A 20101-nucleotide genomic window follows, 5' to 3' on the forward strand; every position below is an offset into this window, starting at 1 on the left:
CAGGCAGCGGGCCTGGAAGTGCGACCCGCGTGCGCTGTTTCCAGCACCGTGACGACAGCGCTAGACCCACCTCATCGCCACCACTCCGGCCACGATCACGGCGCAGGCGAGCAGGCGTGGCAGCGGCATGGGCTCCTTGAGGAATAGCCAGCCGATCAGCAGGGCGAACAGCACGCTGGTCTCGCGCAGCGCCGATACCAAGGCGACTGGCGCCTGGGTGGCGGCCCAGATCACCAGGCTGTACGCCAGCATCGACATGGCGCCGCCGCCCAGGCCGCCGCGCCAGTGCGGCCCGAGTTGCAGGAAGATGCGCGGACCGCGGCGCAGGGCGATGACCACGCTCGCCACCAAGCCGTTGACCACGAACAGCCACAGCGCATAGCCGACGGCATCGCCGTTGCTGCGCGCGCCGAGGGCGTCGGCCAGGGTGTAGCCGGCGATGCACACCGCCGTCGCTAGGGCATTGAACAGCAACGGGCCGTTGAGCCGGGTGCCGGGGTGGCCGCCACGCCAAGCCATCAGCAAGATGCCGGCGACCAGCACCAGCAGCCCCGCCCATTGCCCGGGCGGCAGCAGGTCGCCGGCAGGCACGGCCAGCAACGCGACCAGCAGCGGCGAGCTGCCGCGGGCGATGGGATAGACCTGGGACAAGTCGCCGTGCTGGTAGGCGCGGGAGAGGAAGATGTTGTAGCCGATGTGCAGCAGCGCGGAGAGGCCGATGAAGGGCCAGGCGGCGGCCAGCGGCACGGCGAAGAAGGGCAGGGCCAGCAGGGCGAGGCTGCCGGCGCCGATCTGGATCAGCGAGGCGGTGAGGTAGCGGTCCAGGCCGATCTTCAGCAGGGCGTTCCAGCCCGCGTGCAGTGCGGCGGCGGCCATCACCACGGTGAACACCGTCGTATCCAAGACGCCCTCCGCGATCCGATTAGAGCGCCGCAGCATACGCCGCGGCGCGTTCGCGGTCATGCGCCGGGTGCGCGCAGCACCAGTTGCGCGGCCACCCCGAACATCATCGCCGCCACCGCCAGATCGAGCACGCGCCAGGTGGCCGGGCGCGCCAGCCAGGGTGCGAGCCACGCGGCGCCCAGGGCCAGGGTGAAGAACCAGATCAGCGACGCGCTGGCCGCGCCCAGCGCGTAGGCGCCGGGAACCGGCTGCTGGGCGCCGAGGGAGCCGATCAGCAGCACGGTGTCCAGGTACACGTGCGGGTTGAGCAGGGTCACCGCCAGTGCCGCCAGCAGCACCGCACGGCGCGAACGCGGGCCGCAGTCGCGCTGCTGCAACGCCTGCGGATGGAAGGCCCGGCGCAGCGCCTGCACGCCCAGCCAGAGCAGGAACGCGGCGCCGCCCCAGCGCGCCACGGCGAGCAGCATCGGGCTCTGCGCCAGCAGCGTGGCCAGGCCGAACACGCCGGCGGCGACCAGGATGGCGTCGCAGAGCACACACAGCGCGGCCACCGGCAGGTGGTGCTCGCGGCGCAGGCTCTGGGCCAGGACGAAGGCGTTCTGTGCGCCGATGGCGACGATCAGCCCTGCCGCCACCAGCATGCCGTTGAGGTAGCTCTGCCACATCTCAGCGATTCTCCGCGCCCAGCCGCTGCAGGGCCGCCAGCGCACGTTCGGCATCGGCCTCGGCGACGAACAGGTGGTCGTGGTGGTAGCCGGCGATCACGTTGCAACTGATGCCCTCGTCTGCCAACGCGCGGGCGAACGTGGCGGTGAGGCCGACGGCGGCCAGCGAGGAATGCACCTCCAGGGTGATCCAGGCGGCCAGGTAGTCGTAGGCCAGGCCCAGGCGTTCGGCCTCCTCGCGGGCGAGGATCAGGGTGGTGCCCTCGGTTTCGCGGAAGCTGCCGAGAGCGGCGGCCATCTGCACCACGCTGGGCTGGGCCACGCTGCAGAACACGAAGCGGCCCGGGCTGAGGCGCGGAGAGAGGCTGGCGAGCAGGGTGCTCAGGTCGGTTTCGCCGGTCATGGCGGAGTCCTTGGGCGGTTGCGATGCTGGTCAGTCTGGGCGCTTCGCCTGTATAAGAAAAACCAATCATGCTGATCGCTCATTAGGGATTCTTATGTTCGACTACAAGCTGCTGGCGGCCCTGGCCGCGGTGGTGGAGCAGGGCGGCTTCGAGCGCGCCGCGCAACTGCTGGGGTTGTCGCAGTCGGCGGTATCGCAGCGCATCAAGCTGCTCGAGGCGCGGGTCGGCCAGCCGGTGCTGCTGCGCGCGGCGCCGCCGGCCCCAACCGAGATCGGCCGCCGCCTGCTCAACCATGTGCAGCAGGTGCGCCTGCTGGAGCGTGACCTGCAGGGCCAGGTGCCCGCGCTGGCCGAGGACCAGCCGGCCGAGCGCCTGCGCATCGCCCTCAACGCCGACAGCCTGGCGACCTGGTGGGCGCCGCTGGTGGGTGACTTCGTCGCCGAGCACCGCCTGCTGCTCGATCATGTGGTGGATGACCAGGACGTCGGCCTCAAGCGCATGCGCGCCGGCGAGGTGGCCGGCTGCGTGTGCGCCGCGGAGCGCCCGGTGGCGGGCGCCCGTGCATTGCCGCTGGGGGCAATGCGCTACCGGGCGCTGGCCAGCCCGGCATTCGTCACCCGCCACTTCGCCGATGGCGTGGACGGCGCGACTCTGGCGCGGGTGCCGTCGATCGTGTTCGGCGCCGACGACCAGCTGCAGCACCGCTTCCTCGCCGGGCTCGGCGTCGGTGGCGGCTTCGCCCATCACCTGTGCCCGTCGTCCGAAGGGTTCGTGCGACTGACCTGCGCAGGCCTCGGCTGGGGCATGGTGCCGGAGCTGCAGGTGCGTGAGCAGCTGGCCCGCGGCGAGCTGGTCGAGCTGCTGCCGGATCGTCCGCTGGACGTGCCGTTGTACTGGCATCACTGGCGCAACGGCGGCGAGCTGCTGGCCAGCCTCACTCGCCATCTGGAGCGCCGGGTCGGCGATTGGCTGGTGACCTGATCCCGGGCTGCAAGGTCGTTGTTCTGGCCGCACGGGCAACACCCGGGCGTGGGGTCCGGCTGCTAGAGTCGGGGCATAACAAGAAGCGGGGGGCGTGCAATGAAGATTCTGGTAACCGGGGCGAGCGGTTTCATCGGTGGGCGCTTCGCCCGTTTCGCCCTCGAGCAGGGGCTTGGCGTGCGGGTCAACGGCCGGCGGCCGGAAGCGGTGGCGCACCTGACCAAGCGTGGCGCGGAGTTCGTCCAGGGCGACCTGAGCGACCCGGACCTGGCGCACCGGCTGTGCCGCGACGTGGAGATGGTGGTGCACTGCGCCGGCGCGGTCGGCACCTGGGGCACCCGCGAGCACTTCCACCGCGGCAACGTGCTGCTGACCCAGAACATCATCGAAGGCTGCCTGGGCCAGAAGGTCCGGCGCCTGGTGCACCTGTCCTCGCCGTCCGTGTATTTCGACGGCAAGGCCCACGTCGGGCTGAAGGAAGAACAGGTGCCGCGCAGCTTCGTCGACCACTACGGCGCCACCAAGTACCTGGCCGAGCAGAAGGTGTTCGAGGCCCAGGAGTTCGGCCTGGAGGTGATCGCCCTGCGTCCGCGTTTCGTCACCGGGGCCGGCGACACCAGCATCTTCCCGCGGCTGATCGAGATGCACCGCAAGGGTCGCCTGATGGTGATCGGCGACGGCCTCAACAAGGTCGACTTCACCAGCATGCAGAACCTCAACGACGCGCTGTTCAGCAGCCTGCTGGCCGCGGGCCCTGCGCTGGGCAAGGTGTACAACATCAGCAATGGCGCGCCGGTGCCGCTGTGGGACGTGGTCAACTTCGTGCTGCGCCAGTTCGATTTGCCGCCGGTGACCAGGCACATGCCGTTCGGCCTGGCCTACGCGGCGGCCACGGTCAATGAGACGCTGTGCAACCTGCTGCCGGGGCGGCCTGAGCCCGCGCTGTTCCGCCTCGGCGTGGCGGTGATGGGGCGCGACTTCTCGCTGGATATCAGCCGCGCCCGCCAGTATCTCGACTACGAGCCCCAGGTGCCGATCTGGACCGCCCTGGAGGAATTCTGCACCTGGTGGAAGGTGCAGGGGCGCCACGCCCGCTAGCGCCGCGCGCAGGCGAGCGGACGACCCCTGATCCGCCCGTCCGGCCCGGGCACGGCGGCCGGCCTATACTGGCCGGTAAAGCCAGCGAGGACATCCGCCATGTTCACCATGATGGAAAGCGCCAGGCTCGAAGCGCTGCATCTTGCCCACGACCCTGCCACCGGCCTGAAGGCCGTCATCGCCATCCACGACAGCCGGTTCGGTCCGGCCCTGGGCGGCTGCCGCTACCTGCCCTATCCCGACGACGACAGCGCCATTCGCGACGCCATCCGCCTGGCCCGGGGCATGAGCTACAAGGCCGCGCTGGCGGGGCTCGAGCAGGGCGGCGGCAAGGCGGTGATCATCCGTCCGCCGCACGTCGACAATCGCGGCGCGCTGTTCGAAGCCTTCGGCCGCATGATCGAGTCGCTGGACGGCCGCTACATCACCGCTGTGGACAGCGGCACCTCCAGCGCCGACATGGATTGCGTGGCCCAGCACACCCGCCACGTCACCAGTACCACTGCCGCCGGCGATCCCTCGCCGCACACCGCCATGGGCGTCTTCGCCGGCATTCGCGCCACGGCGCGGGCGCACCTCGGCGGCGATGATCTGGAGGGTCTGCGCGTCGCCGTGCAGGGGCTGGGCCACGTCGGTTTCGCCCTGGCCGAGCAACTGGCGGCGGCCGGCGCGGTGTTGTTCGTCAGCGACCTCGATCCCGGCCGCGTGCAACTGGCGGTGGAGCAGCTCGGCGCCCACCCGGTCGGCGGCGACGCGCTGTTTTCCACGCCCTGCGACATCTTCGCCCCCTGCGGCCTCGGCGGCGTGCTGAATGCCGACACGGTGGGCAGGCTGCATTGCGCGGCCGTCGCCGGCGCGGCCAACAATCCGCTGACCAGCCTCGAAGTCGCCGATGAGCTGGAGCGGCGCGGCATCCTCTATGCGCCGGACTACGTGATCAACTCCGGCGGGCTGATCTACGTCGCGCTCAAGCATCGTGGCGAGGAGCTGCCGGCGATCACCGCCCACCTGGCGAATATCGGCCGGCGGCTGACCGAGATCTACGGCCATGCCCAGGCCGAGAAATGCTCCCCGGCCCGGGTCGCCGATGCGCTGGCCGAGCGTCTGCTGTACGGCCCGGCCTCGCGCTAGGTCCTACGCGACTCGCGAGGGCTGGCGGCGGAACACCAGCACCAGCCCCAGCAGGATCGCCACCATCCCGGCCAGGCTCAGGCCGCTCATGGCATTGCCAAGGAACAGGTAGTCCATCGCCGCCGTCACCCCGGGCACCAGATAGAACAGGCTGGTGACGTTGACCAGGTTGCCGGCGCGGATCAGCCGATACAGCAGCAACTGCGCCACCACCGAGATGACGATGCCCAGCCACAGCAGCGGCACGAGGAAGTCCAGCGACCAGTCCACCTCGACGCGCTGGAACGGCAGGAACAACCCGCACAGCACCAGGCTGACGCCGTACTGCAACGGCAACGCCTGCAGCGGCGACTGGCTCAGGCCCTTCTGCGCAATAGCGCCAAGAGTCATGCACAGCAGCGCGCCGAGCGCGCAGCCCATGCCGGCCACGGAGAAACGCGCCAGGCCGATGCTCTGCCACACCACCAACACCAGGCCGAGCAGGGCCAGCACCAGGCCCATCACGCGCAGGGCGGCGAAGCGCCGCTCCAGCAGCATCAGGGTGAGGATCGGCTGCACGCCGAGCAGGGTCGCCAGCACCCCGGGGGTGATGCCCTCATCCAGCGCCAGGAGGTAACAGATCGAATAGCCGCCGATCATCAGCAGACCGGTGCCGGCGGTGCGCAGGCGCTGGCCGCGTTCCGGCAGCCAGCTGCGGGCGAGGGCGCCGATCAGCAGCAGAACGCCGAGGGCGAGGATGAAGCGCAGGGTGAGGAAGGCGAACGCCGAGGCGTGGTCGAGGCCCAGGCGGGCGAAGATCGCGCCGCTGCCCCAGAGCAGGACGAACAGCGTGGTGGAGGCGCAGGCGCCCCAGAAGGGTTTATCGAAACGCATGAAGAATCACCTGTCGAGAAGAGCAACAGGCTCCGTCGCCGGCGCGGGCGCAAAGAAGACGGAACCGTGAAGTCGAGTGATCGGCCGTGGGCGGCGAGCCGCGTGGCGAGCGATCAGGCGCGGGCGGGTGGCGGCGGAGGAGTGCCGGCCCGACGGGCGCAGGGCGGTGCGACAGATGGCGGCGCGCACGGGCGCTCGTCGTGGAGAACGACGAGGCAGAACTGAGCGTGCGCGACTGCTTTCATGGAATACATCCAGCGGTGGATAGCGGTGACACTAAACCGGGCCTGGCCGGTCGGTCAACGATTTGCGCGGGCGGCGCCGAAGCGGCGATGGTGCGCACGCCGCACCCTACATGGCGCAGGGTACGCCGTGCGCATCACATCGTCTGGTTCATTGCGCTCACTCGGTTTCGAGTTCCTGCAGCGCCTCGGGCTGATTCTTGAACGCCTTGGCAAAGGCGTCGCGGTTCTTGGCCATGAAGATGCCGAGTTCTTCCACCTGCTCCTCGTTGAGCGAAGGCACCGCCTTGTGCAGGGCCTCGGACACCGCCTCGGCCAGTTCCAGCATCTTGTCGTAACGATCGGCTTCGGCCTTATCCATGAACAGACGCTCCGGATCTCGACTGCTGCGGTACACCACTTCGACGGCCATTCATCACCTCGTTCCCGTGTCATGTGATTGATGTGTATGGATATACAGTATTCCATCGACCCCCATTTGGGCAAGCGAACCGCCGCCAAGGAAGCATTGTCCCTGAAGTCGGCTGGCCTCCATCCTGCATAGCCGTTGTCATGCACGTGGTCCAGCATGGGCTGTCCCCGAATCCAAGGAGCGTGATGTGAATTACAAGCGAGTCGATGCCCTGCGTGGCGGCATGCATGCCATGGCCCAGTCGTTCGGCAACCTGCTGGTGGAGGGCTTCCACTACCTGGCGCTGTTCGGCATCGGCGGCATCACCGCCTGGGCCTCGGTGACGGCCTTCCTCGGGATGCTGGATAAGGGGCACATCACGGTCGACGACATCCTGCTGCTGTTCATCTACCTGGAGCTGGGTGCCATGGTCGGCATCTACTTCAAGACCAACCACATGCCGGTGCGCTTCCTCATCTATGTGGCCATCACCGCGCTGACCCGCCTGCTGATCTCTGATGTGTCGCACCACAACGGTCCCGGCATGGGCGTGGTGTATGTCTCGGGCGCCATTCTGCTGCTGGCCCTGGCGATTCTGGTGGTGCGTTTCGCCTCGTCGCGCTTCCCTTCGGTGCAGGTGTCGCCGGCGACCGGGCGGGACGTGGAAGAAAGCTGAAGCGTGGCGCCGATCAGCGCGCCGCGCGGAGCATTCCCGGCGGTGCGCCGAAGGCCTGGCGGAAGCGGTTGCTGAAGTGGCTGGCGCTGGCGAAACCGCAGGCCAGGGCGATCTCGCCCAGCGGCAGATCGCCCTTCAGCAGCAGCTCCCTCGCCCGTAATAGGCGGCGCTGCAGCACGTAGCGGTGTGGCGGCAGGCCGAAGCTGGTGCCGAACATGCGCGCGAAGTGGTACTCGGAGAGCGCCGCGAGGCATGCCAGTTCACCCAGCGTCAGCGGCTGTTCCAGGTGCTGCTCGATGTAGTCCACCAGACGCCGGCGCAAGTGCGGCGCCAATCCTCCCCTAAGCCTCGGCCCGCTGCGCAGGCCGACCTGGGTCAGCAGCACGTGGCCGATCATCTCGTGGGCGAGGCTGCTGGCCAGCAGGCGCTCGCCGGGCTCGTGCCAGTCCAGCGCCACCAGACGGTGGAACTGCTCGACCAGACGCGGATCGTCGAGGAAGGTGCCCTCGCGCAGCTGCAGCTCGCGCGGCTCGCGGTCGAGCAGGGCGACGGCGCTGGCGGCGAAGCGCTCGGGGCTGACGTAGAGGTGGGCCAGCTGGATGTCGCCGTTGATCACCCAGGACGACTCATGGCCTGCCGGCAGCACGCACAGCGTGTTCGGCGAGCCCTTGGCGCCGGGGCGCTCGCGGCGGAAGGTGCCGGTGCCACCGGCCAGGTAGCACGACAGCGTGTGGTGGCTCGGCCCCTGGTAGTCGCGGGCATCGTCGCGGTTGCTCCACTGCGCCGCGGCCAGTTCGTCGCCCAGCTCGGCGCCGCGCAGCAGGCGCGCATGGGGCGAGCCGGCGAGCGACTGGAAGACCAGGTTCTGTTCGAGTGCGGACATGGGGCGGATGCCGGGTGGGAATGCCTGCCATCCTACTCCCACGGCACGTCGGTGCCAGCGGTGGGCGTTAGATAAGCGCAAGTTTGTGCAAGCGCGGCAGCGGCGAGGCCCGCAGACTGGCGTGATCAAGGAGCCTGCCATGAACCTGTCGCTGTACCTGCTCACCGTACTGATCTGGGGCACCACCTGGATCGCCCTCAAGCTGCAACTGGGCGAGGTGGCCATCCCGCTGTCCATCGCCTACCGCTTCACCCTGGCCGCTGTCGTGCTGTTCGCCGTGCTGCTGCTCAGCCGCCGCCTGCAGCGCCTGGACCGGCGCGGCCAACTGCTGTGCCTGGCTCAGGGCTTGTGCCTGTTCTGCCTCAACTTCATGTGCTTCTACACGGCCAGCCAGTGGATCCCCAGCGGCCTGGTGGCGGTGATCTTCTCCACCGCCACCCTGTGGAATGCGCTCAATGCGCGAATCTTCATGGGCCGGCGGATCGCCGCCAATGTGCTGGCCGGCGGCGGCCTGGGACTGCTCGGCCTGGGCCTGCTGTTCTGGCCCGAGCTGGCCCACCACGAGGCCAGCCGCGAAACGCTGCTGGGAATCGGCCTGGCCGTGCTCGGCACTCTGTGCTTCTCGGCTGGCAACCTGCTCTCCAGCCTGCAGCAGCAGGCCGGGCTCAAACCGCTGACCACCAATGCCTGGGGCATGCTGTACGGCGCGCTGCTGCTGTTCGGCTACTGCCTGGTCAGCGGTGTGCCGTTCGACTTCGAGATGAACACCCGCTACATCGGCTCGCTGCTGTACCTGGCGATTCCCGGCTCGGTGATCGGCTTCACCGCCTACCTGACCCTGGTCGGGCGCATGGGGCCGGAGCGTGCAGCCTACTGCACCGTGCTGTTCCCGGTGGTGGCGCTGAACATCTCGGTGTTCGTCGAGGGCTATCAGTGGACGATGCCGGCGCTGCTCGGCCTGGGCCTGGTGATGCTCGGCAACGTGCTGGTGTTCCGCAAGACCGGACCGACCGCCACCCCAGCCCCGGCGCGTAACGCGTAGGGTGCCCCGCGCACAGGGTTTCGGTGCGCATGGCGCACCTTGTCAGTGATGTAGGGTGCGCCGTGCGCACCGGGATGCGCTTGCGCCGCGGCGACCCGGCGTGCCGCTAATCCGGCCAGTGCCAGGCCGGCTCGTCGAGCATGCCCTGGCCCTGGATGGCGGTCTGTCCCAGGCTCTTGTCGAGGACGATGGAGTTGCACTCCGGGTGCTGCTCCAGCGCGGCGATCAGCCGGCTGGCGTGGGACACCACCCACACCTGGGTGTGCCTGGAGGCCTCGACGATCAGCCGCGCTAGCGCCGGCAGCAGGTCCGGGTGCAGGCTAGTCTCCGGCTCGTTGAGCACCATCAGCGACGGCGGCCTTGGAGTGAGCAGGGCGGCCACCAGCAGCAGGTAGCGCAGGGTGCCGTCGGACAGCTCCGCGGCCGACAGCGGACGCAGCAGGCCCTCCTGGTGAAAGGCCAGGGTGAAGTGACCGCCGCTTTGGAAGTCGATGCGCAGGCGCGAGCCGGGAAAGGCGTCTTCGATGGCGTGGTCGAGCGCCTCACGGTCGCCGATCTCGCGGATGGTTTGTAGCGCAGCAGCCAGGTCGCGGCCGTCGTGGTGCAGCACCGGCGTGCGGGTGCCCAGCTGCGGCTGGCGTGCCGGCGCATCGGCGTCGGTGCGGAAATGATCGTAGAAGCGCCAGCTGCGGATCTGTTCTCGCAGGTGGAAGACTTCCGGGCAGTCGGGGGTGTGGCCGATCTGGTCGAACAGGCTATCGAAGGTCGGCACATGCTGGGCCACCACCTGCCAGCTGCGACCTTCGCGCTGGCGCACCATGGGGCCCTGGCGATCCACCAGCAGCGAGGCGGGACGGTAGCAGGGGCCGGCCCAGATGCTCTCGCGCTTGATCTCAGGGTCCAGAGCGAAGGCGCTGGGCGTGTGCCGGTCTTCGCCGGAATTGGATTCCGGCAGGCCGAAGGCCACGGCGTAGCCGAAGTCTTCGCCGGCAAAACCCAGGCGCAAGCGCACCGCGGTGCTGCGCGGGCCGCCCTGGATTGGCACCTCGCCACTGAGCATACGCCGGCTGGCTTTCTCCGGGCCGGCCCACAGAGTGGAGTCCAGCCCGCCCTCGCGGGCCAGGGCGTTGACCACCCCACCGCGGGCGGTTTCCGCCAGCAGACGCAGGGCCTTGTACAGGTTGGACTTGCCGCTGCCGTTGGCCCCGGTGATCAGGTTCAGGCGGCCGAGCGGCATCACCAGGTTGTTGATGGAGCGGTAGTTGCCGACGGCGAGGGTGTGCAGCATGGGAGTCATCCTGACGAGTGCGCCGCCTATGCTAGCGCGACCCGCGCCTCGACGCGCAACGCTCCCTGCGGCTCGGCGGCGGCGTAGCTGAGCAGCTGCAGTTCGCGCACCGGCAGCGCCAGCGGCGGGCAGTGGCGTAGGGGTTCGGCGCGGCGGCGCCAGTCCTCGGCGCTGGCGGCATGACGATACAGGCCGAGGGTCAGGTGCGGCACATAGGGCGCCTGGCGTATCTCACTGGAAAGCTGGCCGAGCGGCCGGCGCAGGTGGGCTAGCTGGCCCTGGTCCGTCACGCGGAGGAAGGCCGCGCTGGCGAAGCTGTCCAGCCCGCCGATGTGCAGCTCGAAAGGCGCAAGGTGCAGCGCGTCGAGCGCCTGGCGCTGAGCCTCCAGCACGGCCGGCGCGATGTCGTCATCGTGATGCGGTCGCGCCGCGGGAAAGCCGCAGACGAACAGGGTGATGTGCGCCTGCCGCGCGCCCGGCGGGCGCAGCCAGTCGCCCAGCAATTCGCGCGCCGTGCGCAGGCGCTCGAGCGCCTGCGGGCATTCCACCGGGATCGACCAGAGCGCATAGCGCGGCCGTCCGCGATGCCATTCGGGATGGTCGCGCCACTCGGCGGGCAACAGCCGCGCGGGGCCGTGCAGCGGGTCGGAGAGAAGCATCGGAGGAACTGCGTTGCGCTTGGCAGGGTCAAGACATCAACAATACCAAGAGGAGACACCGCCATGCGTTCCCATCCCTTCATGCGTTTCCTGGCCGCCACCCTGGCCGCGCTGCACCTGGCCCTGTTCGCGCACATGCCGCTGGCCAACGCGGCGATGATCGGTACACCCCAGGTGCTGCAGGAGCAGCAGCAACAGGTCGACCGCCAGCAGCTGCGCGCCATGCTCGACGATCAGCAGGTGCAGCAGAAGCTCGAGGAAATGGGCGTGGACCGCGCCCAGGTCGAGCAGCGTATCGACAGCCTCACCCCGGCCGAGCTGGCGCAGTTCAACCAGCAGCTGAGCGAAGAGCCCGCCGGTGCCGGCGTGGTTGGCATCATCGTGCTGTTCCTGGTGATCTTCATCGTCACCGACATGCTCTGCGCCACCGACATCTTCACCTTCGTCAAATGCCTGCGCTGAGGTGGGGGCCGCTGGCCCTCGCCGCGCTGATGCTGCTGACCGGCTGTGCCGGCCAGCAGCTGACATTACCGGACAGCAGTGAGCGCTTGCCGGAAAAGGTCGAGCTGACCGATACGCCGTTCTTCCCGCAGGACGAGTATCAGTGTGGTCCGGCCGCGCTGGCCACGGTGCTGATGCAGCGCGGGGTGCAGACCTCTCCCGAGGCCCTGTTGCCGAGTGTCTATCTGCCCGCCCGCAAGGGCAGCCTGAAGGTCGAGCTGGTCGCCAGTGCGCGCCAGCACGGGCAGCTGGTCTATCCGCTGCAGCCGAATCTGGATGCACTGCTCGCGCAACTGGCGGCGGGCAATCCGGTGCTGGTGATGCAGAACCTGGGGCTGGACTGGTATCCGCAGTGGCACTTCGCGGTTGCCGTCGGCTACGACCGTGGGCGGCAGGAGCTGATCCTGCGTTCTGCTCGGGCCAAGCGTTGGACCACCGATTTCACCGCCTTCGATAAGACCTGGGCGCGTGCCGGGCGCTGGGCGGTGCTGACCCTGCCGCCGGACCGGCTGCCTGCAGAGCCTGAACTGAACACCTGGATGCAGGCCGCCAGCGACCTCGAACAGACCCACCAGCGCGAAGCAGCGGCCACCGCCTATCGAGCCGCGCACCGCCAGTGGCCGGACGAGCCGTTGCCCGGTTTCGCCCTGGCCAATCTGCTGCATGCGACGGGTGATCGTGCCGGTGCGGAGCGGCAGCTGCATGAGAGCCTGAGCCGGCGCGGCGACTTTGCGGCCGGCTGGTTCAACCTGTCGGAAATGCTCAACGAACGTGGTTGCGTGTCCCAGGCCAGCGCCGCCAGGGCGTGCGCGCGGCGCCTGGCGCCGGACGACTCGCGTATGCAGGCGCCGCTGTCGGCAGCCGGTACTGCGGCAGGTGAGTGCCGGGTATTGCCGGATTGCCCACGGCGCTGAGCTAGCGCTGCGGGCGCCAGAGGTGCAGCACCAGCGCCAGGGTGGCCGGGTAGCAGAGGTAGTGCAGGACGAAGATCAGCTGGCCCATGGCGCCCGGCTCGTCCTGGAGCCACATCAGCCCCCAGAGCAGCAGGTAGAGCAGGCCGAGGAACAGCGCGTGCAGCGCTACCAGGGCCCAGCGCTCCTGCGCCTGAGGGCGACGCTTCTCGAACCAGGCGAAGGCCGCGCGCAGTATCCAGGCGCTGAGCAGCGCTGCCAGAAGGGTGGCGGGCATGCCGCCGATCTTCAGTGGCACGCGCAGCAGGACGTTGAGCAGGAAGGCTGCCGCCGTCGCACCCAGTACGTAGCCATAGAGCGGAAAGCGGCGTGGCATCCGGGTGGCTCAGAGTGGGGTGTCGAGGCCGAAGCGCTTGCTCATCAGGCGCTCCATGAGCTTGCGCGGCAGCAGGCGTGCCATCAGCGGCAACTTGCGGCTGCCGTTGCCGATGCGCAGCAGGGCCGGGCGCTCGCTCTGCCGCACGGCGGCGAGCAGGGTAGCGGCGAACTCGCTGGCCGGGGTCGGATCTTCCTGCGAGGCGTTGGCGCGGGCGCGAATGCCTTCGCGTACCGGCCACCAGGGTGATTGCTCGTTGACCAGCTCCTCGGCGCTCTGGCTGGCGTTGGCGCCGAAGCTCGACGCGATGGCGCCCGGTTGTACTTCCATGACCTGAATGCCGAACGGCGCCAGCTCCATGCGCAGTGCGCCGGAGAGTGCGTGCACGGCGGCCTTGGAGGCGCAGTAGGCGCCGGCGAAGGGCGTGATCAGCACGCTGGAGATACTGCCGATGTTGATCACCAGGCCGCGGCTGGCGCGCAGCAGCGGGAAGCAGGCGCGGGTGAGTTCGACCAGGCTGAACACGTTGGTCTCGAACTGCCGGCGCATGCCCTCGGCGCCGCCATCCAGCAGCGGCCCCATGGCGCCGTAGCCGGCGTTGTTGATCAGCACGTCCAGGCGCCCGGCCTCGGCCTGCACGCGTTCGGCGGCGCGCTGCACGGCGATGGCGTCGTTGACATCCAGCGCCACCGCGACGAAGCCGGCGGCGGCCAGCGTGGCGAGGTCCTGGGGTTTGCGGGCGCAGGCCCAGACCTGGTAGTCGGCGGCCTTGAAGGCATCGGCCAGGGCGCGGCCGATGCCGCTGGAGCAACCGGTGATCAGGACTACGGGCTGGGTCATGGACACTCCTCGTCTCGCGCTGAAGGGAGCCCGATCATAACCATTCGCGGTGGCGACGTACTGACCGCGACGGCCAGATCAGTCCTCTGAATGGTCGCGCAGGAACACCAGGCTGTCCGGCGTGGACTGCTCGGCGCTGTAGCGATAGCCCTGGTAGTCGAAGGCCTTGAGCCGCTCGGGATCGCGGATGCGCTCCTTGATCACGTAGCGCGCCATCAGCCCGCGGGCCTTCTTGGCGTAGAAGCTGATGATCTTGTACTGGCCGTTCTTCAGGTCCTTGAACTCGGTGTCGATCACCCGCGCGTTCAGGGCCTTGCGCTTGACCGCGCCGAAGTACTCGTTGGAGGCCAGGTTGAGCAGGATGTCGTCGCCCTGTGCGGCCAGCGCTTCGTTGAGCCAGCCGCTGATGCGCTCGCCCCAGAAGTCGTAGAGATTGTTGCCGCGGGCGTTGGCGAGCTTGGTGCCCATCTCCAGGCGGTACGGCTGCATCAGGTCTAGCGGGCGCAGCACGCCGTACAGGCCAGAGAGCATGCGCAGGTGTTGCTGGGCGAATTCGAAATCGGCCTCGGCGAAGTCTTCGGCGGCCAGGCCGGTGTACACGTCGCCCTTGAACGCCAGCAGCGCCTGCTTGGCGTTGGACGGGTTGAACGGCCGCTGCCAGCTGCCATAGCGCGCCACGTTGAGCGCGGCCAGCTTGTCCGACAGGTGCATCAGCTCGCCGATCTGCTGCGGGCTCATCTCGCGCAGCTGGCCGATCAGCTCCTGGGCATGGTCCAGGTGCTCGGGCTGGGTGAAGCGGCCAATAGGCGGCGGGGTGTCGTAGTCCAGGGTCTTGGCGGGGGAAATCACCAACAGCATCGAATCGTCTCCAGAAAGCGTGGCGCGATTCTAGGCCGCCGCGCCCCTCGGCTCCAGCTATCGGCGCCGAGGGGTTTGCCTATCGATGCGGCGATGGCGGCTAGTCGCGCGCCGGCAGCATCGAGCGCAGCACGTCGTCACGGCGCACATGGTGGTGCCACAGGGCCATGCCGGCGTGGCCGAGGATCAGCGCGAAGAGCAGGTACTGGGCGGTGACGTGGAAGGTCTTGGCCGCGCCACGAATCGCGTCGGACAGCGGCAGTGGTCCGATCTCCACCAGCCAGAACAGGTTCACCGGGCGCTTGCCGAACAGCAGGCCGGTCAGCGGCATGAGCAGCAGCAACAGATACAGCAGGGCGTGACCGCCCTTGGCGGCGAAGCGCTGCAGCGGCGGTTCGCTGGCGAGCAGCTCGGGCGCGCCGGAGCGGGCGCGCACCGCCAAGCGCAGCAGGGTGAGCAGCATCACCAGCAAACCGAGCGACTTGTGCAGGGTGAAGACGCCTGCGCCGCCGCCGAGCAGCGGCTCGAACAGGTCGCTGCCATAGGGCAGGGCGATGATCAGCAGGACCAGCAGAGCGCTGAGCCAGTGCAGGGTGATTTGCGCGGGGGTGTAGCGTTTCGGGGTCATGAACGAATCTCTTCAGGTTACGGCTAAAGTGCGGAGTAGAGCGATTCTTGTGGTTATTCCGTTACTTTACCGGCTCGCTGTTACGGATCGCCAAGCCTGTCGTTGCGAGATGTGTGGGGCTCGATGGAGAGCTCGCCGAGGTGCGGCGGGGTGGATTTGCCAGGGGAGGCGGAGCGGCGAAGCGGAGCGCATCGCCTGAGGCAGGACTTCCGAATGTAACGGCGCATCCGGGTACCGCCAAGCGTTATTCGTCGAGCCGATAAAAAAGCGTTCTGCCGCAGAAAAAGTTCTTTTTTCTGTCATCCAGATTGGGGTATTAAAAAAGCAGACCGCCGAACCCTGCAGCACAGGTGGCGGCCCTCGGCCATCACCTTTGCTCGCGTATCCCGCCCCGTTCGGGAGGTGGGCGGTCCTCCGCGACGGAGCTGTAGAGGCTCTGTCGTCCAGGCCCCTCGATAAGGTGACCGAGTATGGATGATCACGGACGCACCCGCTTCACCCAGCCCACCCTCTACGTCCTCGACACCAACGTCCTGATCCACGACCCCAACGCGCTGCTGAATTTCCAGGAACACCACGTCGCCATCCCGATGACCGTGCTGGAGGAGCTGGACAAGCTCAAGACCGGCAAGCACACCGTCGCCGCCGAATGCCGCCAGGCCATCCGTCTGATCGACCAGGTGCTCGGCGACGCGATCCCCGAAGACGTCGAGAAAGGCGTCCCCATCCAGCGCGGCAAGAGCGGGCCCAAGGGCACCTTGTCGATCCTCATGAGCAAGCGCGCGGAGCCGATCACCTGGCTGCCGGAGAATCTCAACGACAACAAGATCATCAACCAGCTGGTCGACCTGCGCAGCAGCAACCCCGGCATGCGCGTAGTGCTGGTGACCAAGGACATCAACATGCGCCTGAAGGCGCGTGCCTGCGGCATCTCCGCCGAGGACTACCACACTGACCAATTGGTGGATGACGTCAACCTGCTGTCGCGCGGTTATCACAACCTCGCCGGCTCCTTCTGGGACCGCGTAAGCAAGGTCGAGACCCGCCAGGGCCACGGCCGCACCTGGCACCAGGTGCAGCTCACCGACAACCTGCCGGCGGTGCACATCAACGAATTCATCGTCGACGAGCAGGGCTTCGTCGGCTGGGTCAAGGGCATCGAGGGCAGCAGTCTGACCATCCTCGACCTGCATCAGGAACCGTTGCTGCACCAGGAGGCCTGGGGCCTGCGCCCGCGGGACATCTACCAGGCGCTGGCGCTGTACGCGCTGCTCGATCCGGATATCCACCTGGTCAACCTGTCCGGCGCCGCCGGCTCGGGCAAGACCATCCTGGCGCTGGCCGCGGCCATCGAGCAGACCATGGTCAGCAAGCGCTACCGGCGCATCATCGCCACCCGCAGCGTACAGGGGCTGGACGAGGACATCGGCTTCCTGCCCGGTACCGAGGCGGAAAAGATGGAGCCCTGGCTCGGCGCTATCACCGACAACCTGGAGGCGCTGCATTCGGATGACGAGAGCACCCACGGCAGCGTCGACTACATCCTGCAGAAGGTTCCGCTGCAGTTTAAGTCGCTCAACTACATCCGCGGGCGCAGCTTCCAGCAGAGCCTGATCCTGATCGACGAGTGCCAGAACCTCACCCCGCACCAGATGAAGACCATCATCACTCGTGCCGGCAACGGTTCGAAGGTGATCTGCCTGGGCAACCTGGCGCAGATCGACACCCCCTACCTGTCCGCCACCAGTTCGGGCCTGACCTACCTCACCGAGCGCTTCAAGGACTTCCCCCATGGCGTGCACGTGACCCTGCAGGGCGTGCCGCGCTCGGTACTGGCCGAGTACGCCGAAGCCCACATGTAACCGCTACGCCCGCACGCTCCTCCGACCGGAGGGGCGTCGCGGACGCGCGCTCCCGTCTGCGGCGGCGTTACAATGCCCCATCGACCCCGGAGCAAGACCGTGCTGACCCATCTCGATTCCCAAGGCCGCGCCAACATGGTGGACGTCACCGAGAAGGCGGTGACCTCGCGCGAGGCGCTGGCCGAAGCCCGCGTGCGCATGCTGCCCGCCACCCTGGCGATGATCGCCGACGGCAGCCACCCCAAGGGCGACGTGTTCGCCGTGGCGCGCATCGCCGGCATCCAGGCGGCGAAGAAGACCCACGAACTGATCCCGCTGTGCCATCCGCTGCTGCTCACCAGCGTCAAGGTCGAGCTGCAGGCCGAGGGCATCGACTGCGTGCGCATCCAGGCGCGCTGCAAGCTGGCCGGGCAAACCGGCGTGGAGATGGAGGCGCTGACCGCCGCCAGCGTCGCCGCGCTGACCCTCTACGACATGTGCAAGGCCGTGGACCGCGGCATCGTTATCGAGGCCGTGCGCCTGCTGGAGAAGTCCGGCGGCAAGAGCGGCGACTACAGACTGGACTATCACGAGGCAGGGAGCCTGACATGATCCGCGTACAGTATTTCGCCCGCTACCGAGAGGTACTGGGCATCGACGGCGAGCAGCTGCAGCGCGCCGCCCTGGGCAACCTGGAGCAGCTGCGCGAGCACCTGCTCAGCCGCGGCGGCGTGTGGCAGGTGCTGGCCGAGCAGAACCTGATGTGCGCGCGCAATCAGGAGCTCTGCGGCCTGGAGACTGAAATCGCCGATGGTGACGAGATCGCGTTTTTCCCTACGGTCACAGGCGGCTGAGATGAGCGTCCGGATACAGGTCGAAGCCTTCGATCCGGGCGTCGAGCTCAATGCGCTGCACGCCGCCAACCTGGGCATCGGTGCGGTGGCCACCTTCGTCGGCTATGTGCGCGACTATAACGATGGCCGGGACGTGCACGGCATGTTCCTCGAGCACTACCCGGGCATGACCGAGAAGGCCCTGGCCGGCATCGTCGGCGAGGCCGAGCAGCGCTGGCCGTTGCTGCGGGTGGAAGTGTTGCACCGGGTCGGCCGGCTGCAGCCAGGCGAGCCCATCGTCTTCGTCGGCACCGCCAGCGCCCATCGCCAGGCGGCGTTCGACGCCTGCAACTTCATCATGGATTACCTGAAGACCCGCGCGCCGTTCTGGAAGAAGGAAGACACCCCGGAGGGAGCGCGCTGGGTGGAAGGGCGCTGCAGAGATCAGCAGGCGGCGCAGCGCTGGTCCAAGCCCTAAGTAACGCCTGGGCGTCTGCTGCTGCTCGGCACGACGAGCTCATGTGGCTTAAACCAATGCGGGGCTGACACCGCTCAACCCTGCAGCAGACCATCCAGCTCGCGCTCGCCACGGGCGCTGAACGTGACCACCCGCGAGGCCGGGTCGCGCTTGGCCCAGCCCAGCTGCAGCAGGCGTTGCAGCAATTCTGCGCCCAGGGCGCCACCGAGGTGGTGGCGACGCTCGCTCCAGTCCAGGCAGGGGCGGCACAGGTGGCGCCGGCGTCCGGCGGCAGCTTCTACATCTATCTGCAGCTCGGCGAACCAGCGCTGGCCGGCCTCGGTCAGGCGCAGTTCCTCGCCCTGTTCCTCGATGCAGCCGCGTTGCAGCAAGGTCTCGTAAGCCTTCACGCCCAGTTCCCCGGCCAGGTGGTCGTAGCACACCCTTGCCTTGCGCAGCGCCGGTTCGCGCGGGCTGGAGCGCACGCGCACGGCACCGGCGCGGAAGGCCACGCCCATCAGCGCTTCGAGCAGGCGGGCGACATCGGCGTCGGCCAGGCGGAAGTAGCGGTGGCGACCCCGGGCCACGGCGGAGACCAGGCCGGCGTCAAGCAGTTTGGCCAGGTGCGCGCTCATGGTTTGTTTGCTCACCCCGGCGATCTCCGCCAGCTCGGTGGCGGTCAGCGCGCGGTCGGTCATGAGCGCGGTGAGCACCTCGGCGCGGGCGTAGTCGCCGATCAGCGCGGCGATGCGGGCGATGTTGGGTCCGTCTTTCATGGTTCGATCATAGTCGAACCATTGAGTGGCGACAAAGCGTTAGCGTGGCCACATCATCCAGGAGGACGCGCCATGCCCATCACCTGTTTCATCCGCTACCAGATCGACCCGTTCCAGCGCGAGGCCTTCCACGAGTACGCGGAGAACTGGGGGCGCATCATTCCCCGCTGTGGCGGTCACCTGCTCGGCTATTTCCTGCCGCACGAAGGCAGCAACGATATCGCCTGGGGGCTGATCGCCTTTCCCAGCCTGGCCGCCTACGAGGCCTATCGCACACGGCTGAAGAGCGATGCCGAGGGCCACGCCAATTTCGCCATGGCGCAGGACAAGCGCTTCATCCTGCGCGAGGAGCGCAGCTTTCTCGAAGTGGTGGAGGGCACTCTGGGCGTGGAGCCGCAGTCGTGATCGCGGTGATCTTCGAGGTGCAGCCGGCCGCGGGCCGGCGCGACACCTACCTGGGGCTGGCTGCCGACCTGCGCGAGCAACTGCAGGCCATCGACGGCTTCCTTTCCATCGAGCGCTTCGAGAGTCTCAGCCAGCCGGGCAAATTGCTGTCGCTGTCGTTCTGGCGCGACGAGGCGGCCGTGCGCCAGTGGCGCAATACCGAGGAGCATCGTCAGGCGCAGATGGCCGGTCGTGGCGGCGTGTTCGCCGACTATCGCCTGCGCGTGGCCGAGGTACTGCGCGACTATGGCCTGCATCAGCGCGAGCAGGCGCCGGTCGATTCGCGAGCCGTCCATGGCCACTGAATTTTGCCTGCCGCGCGCAGGCGCCGCCGCTGCGCTCCACCTAGTATGAGGAGGGGCTGAAAGAGGGAAGGGGCGGCTATGGCGGCGACAGGCAA

The 20101-nt window shown here is 68.2% G+C and carries 26 protein-coding genes; 13 read left to right on the forward strand and 13 right to left on the reverse strand.

The window, feature by feature from the left end; all coding sequences use genetic code 11:
* Positions 1-60: 60 nt before the first annotated feature.
* The 3 genes from NF616_RS16100 to NF616_RS16110 are packed head-to-tail and all read right to left on the reverse strand — an operon-like array spanning position 61 to position 1971.
* Positions 61-903, reverse strand: a complete 843-nt coding sequence (locus tag NF616_RS16100; RefSeq protein WP_252274306.1) for an EamA family transporter — start codon at positions 901-903, stop codon at positions 61-63.
* 56 nt (positions 904-959) lie between these two features.
* A complete protein-coding gene (locus NF616_RS16105) occupies positions 960-1568 on the reverse strand; it encodes a LysE/ArgO family amino acid transporter (protein WP_252274307.1) in 609 nt (202 codons plus the stop codon).
* A 1-nt stretch (position 1569) separates the two neighbouring features.
* A complete protein-coding gene (locus tag NF616_RS16110) occupies positions 1570-1971 on the reverse strand; it encodes an ACT domain-containing protein (protein WP_252274308.1) in 402 nt (133 codons plus the stop codon).
* 88 nt (positions 1972-2059) lie between these two features.
* On the opposite strand from NF616_RS16110, the gene NF616_RS16115 reads away from it, so the two are divergent.
* The 3 genes from NF616_RS16115 (at position 2060) to NF616_RS16125 (ending at position 5182) form a co-directional block, all read left to right on the forward strand.
* Entirely contained in the window at positions 2060-2953 is an 894-nt protein-coding gene (locus NF616_RS16115; RefSeq protein ID WP_252274532.1) for a LysR family transcriptional regulator ArgP, read from the forward strand.
* A gap of 99 nt (positions 2954-3052) precedes the next feature.
* The gene (locus NF616_RS16120; protein ID WP_252274309.1) at positions 3053-4051 is read left to right on the forward strand and encodes an NAD-dependent epimerase/dehydratase family protein; all 999 of its coding nucleotides are present in this window, start codon (positions 3053-3055) and stop codon (positions 4049-4051) included.
* A gap of 99 nt (positions 4052-4150) precedes the next feature.
* Entirely contained in the window at positions 4151-5182 is a 1032-nt protein-coding gene (locus NF616_RS16125) for a Leu/Phe/Val dehydrogenase (RefSeq protein ID WP_252274310.1), read from the forward strand.
* 3 nt (positions 5183-5185) lie between these two features.
* On the opposite strand, the gene NF616_RS16130 is transcribed toward NF616_RS16125, so the two are convergent.
* Positions 5186-6055: a DMT family transporter gene (locus NF616_RS16130; protein ID WP_252274311.1), complete on the reverse strand. Its 870-nt coding sequence runs from the start codon at positions 6053-6055 to the stop codon at positions 5186-5188.
* Between the two features lie 402 nt (positions 6056-6457).
* On the reverse strand, positions 6458-6709 hold the full coding sequence (locus NF616_RS16135) for a YebG family protein (protein ID WP_252274312.1): 252 nt from the start codon (positions 6707-6709) through the stop codon (positions 6458-6460).
* Positions 6710-6932: 223 nt separating this feature from the next.
* Here NF616_RS16135 and NF616_RS16140 point away from each other — a divergent pair, with 223 nt between their 5' ends.
* Complete coding sequence (locus NF616_RS16140; protein WP_286675096.1) at positions 6933-7364, forward strand: phosphate-starvation-inducible protein PsiE; 432 nt, start codon at positions 6933-6935, stop codon at positions 7362-7364.
* A gap of 13 nt (positions 7365-7377) precedes the next feature.
* On the opposite strand, the gene NF616_RS16145 is transcribed toward NF616_RS16140, so the two are convergent.
* Positions 7378-8247, reverse strand: a complete 870-nt coding sequence (locus NF616_RS16145; protein WP_252274314.1) for an AraC family transcriptional regulator — start codon at positions 8245-8247, stop codon at positions 7378-7380.
* 139 nt (positions 8248-8386) lie between these two features.
* On the opposite strand from NF616_RS16145, the gene NF616_RS16150 reads away from it, so the two are divergent.
* Entirely contained in the window at positions 8387-9289 is a 903-nt protein-coding gene (locus NF616_RS16150) for a DMT family transporter (RefSeq protein WP_252274315.1), read from the forward strand.
* A 106-nt stretch (positions 9290-9395) separates the two neighbouring features.
* On the opposite strand, the gene NF616_RS16155 is transcribed toward NF616_RS16150, so the two are convergent.
* Positions 9396-10577 carry an AAA family ATPase gene (locus NF616_RS16155; protein ID WP_252274316.1) on the reverse strand — a complete coding sequence of 394 codons (1182 nt, stop codon included), beginning with the start codon at positions 10575-10577 and terminating at the stop codon, positions 9396-9398.
* Between the two features lie 26 nt (positions 10578-10603).
* A complete protein-coding gene (locus NF616_RS16160; RefSeq protein ID WP_252274317.1) occupies positions 10604-11236 on the reverse strand; it encodes a 2'-5' RNA ligase family protein in 633 nt (210 codons plus the stop codon).
* A 63-nt stretch (positions 11237-11299) separates the two neighbouring features.
* Between NF616_RS16160 and NF616_RS16165 the strand changes: the two genes are divergently transcribed.
* Entirely contained in the window at positions 11300-11698 is a 399-nt protein-coding gene (locus tag NF616_RS16165) for a PA2779 family protein (RefSeq protein WP_252274318.1), read from the forward strand.
* Positions 11686-12651 (forward strand): PA2778 family cysteine peptidase, encoded by a 966-nt coding sequence (locus NF616_RS16170; protein ID WP_252274319.1) that lies wholly within the window; start codon positions 11686-11688, stop codon positions 12649-12651. The genes NF616_RS16165 and NF616_RS16170 overlap by 13 nt, the downstream gene beginning before the upstream one ends.
* A gap of 1 nt (position 12652) precedes the next feature.
* Here NF616_RS16170 and NF616_RS16175 read toward each other — a convergent pair whose 3' ends face one another.
* The 4 genes from NF616_RS16175 to NF616_RS16190 all read right to left on the reverse strand — a co-directional run bounded on the left by NF616_RS16175 (position 12653) and on the right by NF616_RS16190 (position 15350).
* Positions 12653-13024 (reverse strand): hypothetical protein, encoded by a 372-nt coding sequence (locus NF616_RS16175; protein WP_252274320.1) that lies wholly within the window; start codon positions 13022-13024, stop codon positions 12653-12655.
* Positions 13025-13033: 9 nt separating this feature from the next.
* Positions 13034-13864 (reverse strand): SDR family oxidoreductase, encoded by an 831-nt coding sequence (locus NF616_RS16180; protein WP_252274321.1) that lies wholly within the window; start codon positions 13862-13864, stop codon positions 13034-13036.
* A 78-nt stretch (positions 13865-13942) separates the two neighbouring features.
* Positions 13943-14722: a peroxide stress protein YaaA gene (yaaA, locus tag NF616_RS16185; protein WP_252274322.1), complete on the reverse strand. Its 780-nt coding sequence runs from the start codon at positions 14720-14722 to the stop codon at positions 13943-13945.
* 100 nt (positions 14723-14822) lie between these two features.
* On the reverse strand, positions 14823-15350 hold the full coding sequence (locus NF616_RS16190; RefSeq protein ID WP_252274323.1) for a cytochrome b: 528 nt from the start codon (positions 15348-15350) through the stop codon (positions 14823-14825).
* A gap of 470 nt (positions 15351-15820) precedes the next feature.
* Here NF616_RS16190 and NF616_RS16195 point away from each other — a divergent pair, with 470 nt between their 5' ends.
* The 4 genes from NF616_RS16195 to moaE all read left to right on the forward strand — a co-directional run bounded on the left by NF616_RS16195 (position 15821) and on the right by moaE (position 18502).
* Positions 15821-17212: a PhoH family protein gene (locus NF616_RS16195; RefSeq protein WP_252274324.1), complete on the forward strand. Its 1392-nt coding sequence runs from the start codon at positions 15821-15823 to the stop codon at positions 17210-17212.
* Positions 17213-17311: 99 nt separating this feature from the next.
* Positions 17312-17803, forward strand: coding sequence for a cyclic pyranopterin monophosphate synthase MoaC (gene moaC / locus NF616_RS16200; protein ID WP_252274325.1), 492 nt, complete (start codon positions 17312-17314; stop codon positions 17801-17803).
* A complete protein-coding gene (locus tag NF616_RS16205; protein WP_252274326.1) occupies positions 17800-18045 on the forward strand; it encodes a MoaD/ThiS family protein in 246 nt (81 codons plus the stop codon). The genes moaC and NF616_RS16205 overlap by 4 nt, the downstream gene beginning before the upstream one ends.
* A gap of 1 nt (position 18046) precedes the next feature.
* On the forward strand, positions 18047-18502 hold the full coding sequence (gene moaE / locus NF616_RS16210; protein WP_252274327.1) for a molybdopterin synthase catalytic subunit MoaE: 456 nt from the start codon (positions 18047-18049) through the stop codon (positions 18500-18502).
* 74 nt (positions 18503-18576) lie between these two features.
* On the opposite strand, the gene NF616_RS16215 is transcribed toward moaE, so the two are convergent.
* Positions 18577-19257: an ArsR/SmtB family transcription factor gene (locus NF616_RS16215; protein ID WP_252274328.1), complete on the reverse strand. Its 681-nt coding sequence runs from the start codon at positions 19255-19257 to the stop codon at positions 18577-18579.
* 72 nt (positions 19258-19329) lie between these two features.
* Between NF616_RS16215 and NF616_RS16220 the strand changes: the two genes are divergently transcribed.
* Both NF616_RS16220 and NF616_RS16225 read left to right on the forward strand, forming a co-directional pair.
* Positions 19330-19662 carry an NIPSNAP family protein gene (locus NF616_RS16220; protein ID WP_252274329.1) on the forward strand — a complete coding sequence of 111 codons (333 nt, stop codon included), beginning with the start codon at positions 19330-19332 and terminating at the stop codon, positions 19660-19662.
* Positions 19659-20006: an antibiotic biosynthesis monooxygenase family protein gene (locus NF616_RS16225; protein ID WP_252274330.1), complete on the forward strand. Its 348-nt coding sequence runs from the start codon at positions 19659-19661 to the stop codon at positions 20004-20006. Before NF616_RS16220 ends, NF616_RS16225 begins: the two co-directional genes overlap by 4 nt.
* The last annotated feature ends 95 nt before the right edge of the window (positions 20007-20101 follow it).

The sequence above is a fragment of the Pseudomonas subflava genome (genome assembly GCF_023823685.1).
Taxonomy (GTDB): Bacteria; Pseudomonadota; Gammaproteobacteria; order Pseudomonadales; family Pseudomonadaceae; genus Aquipseudomonas; species Aquipseudomonas subflava.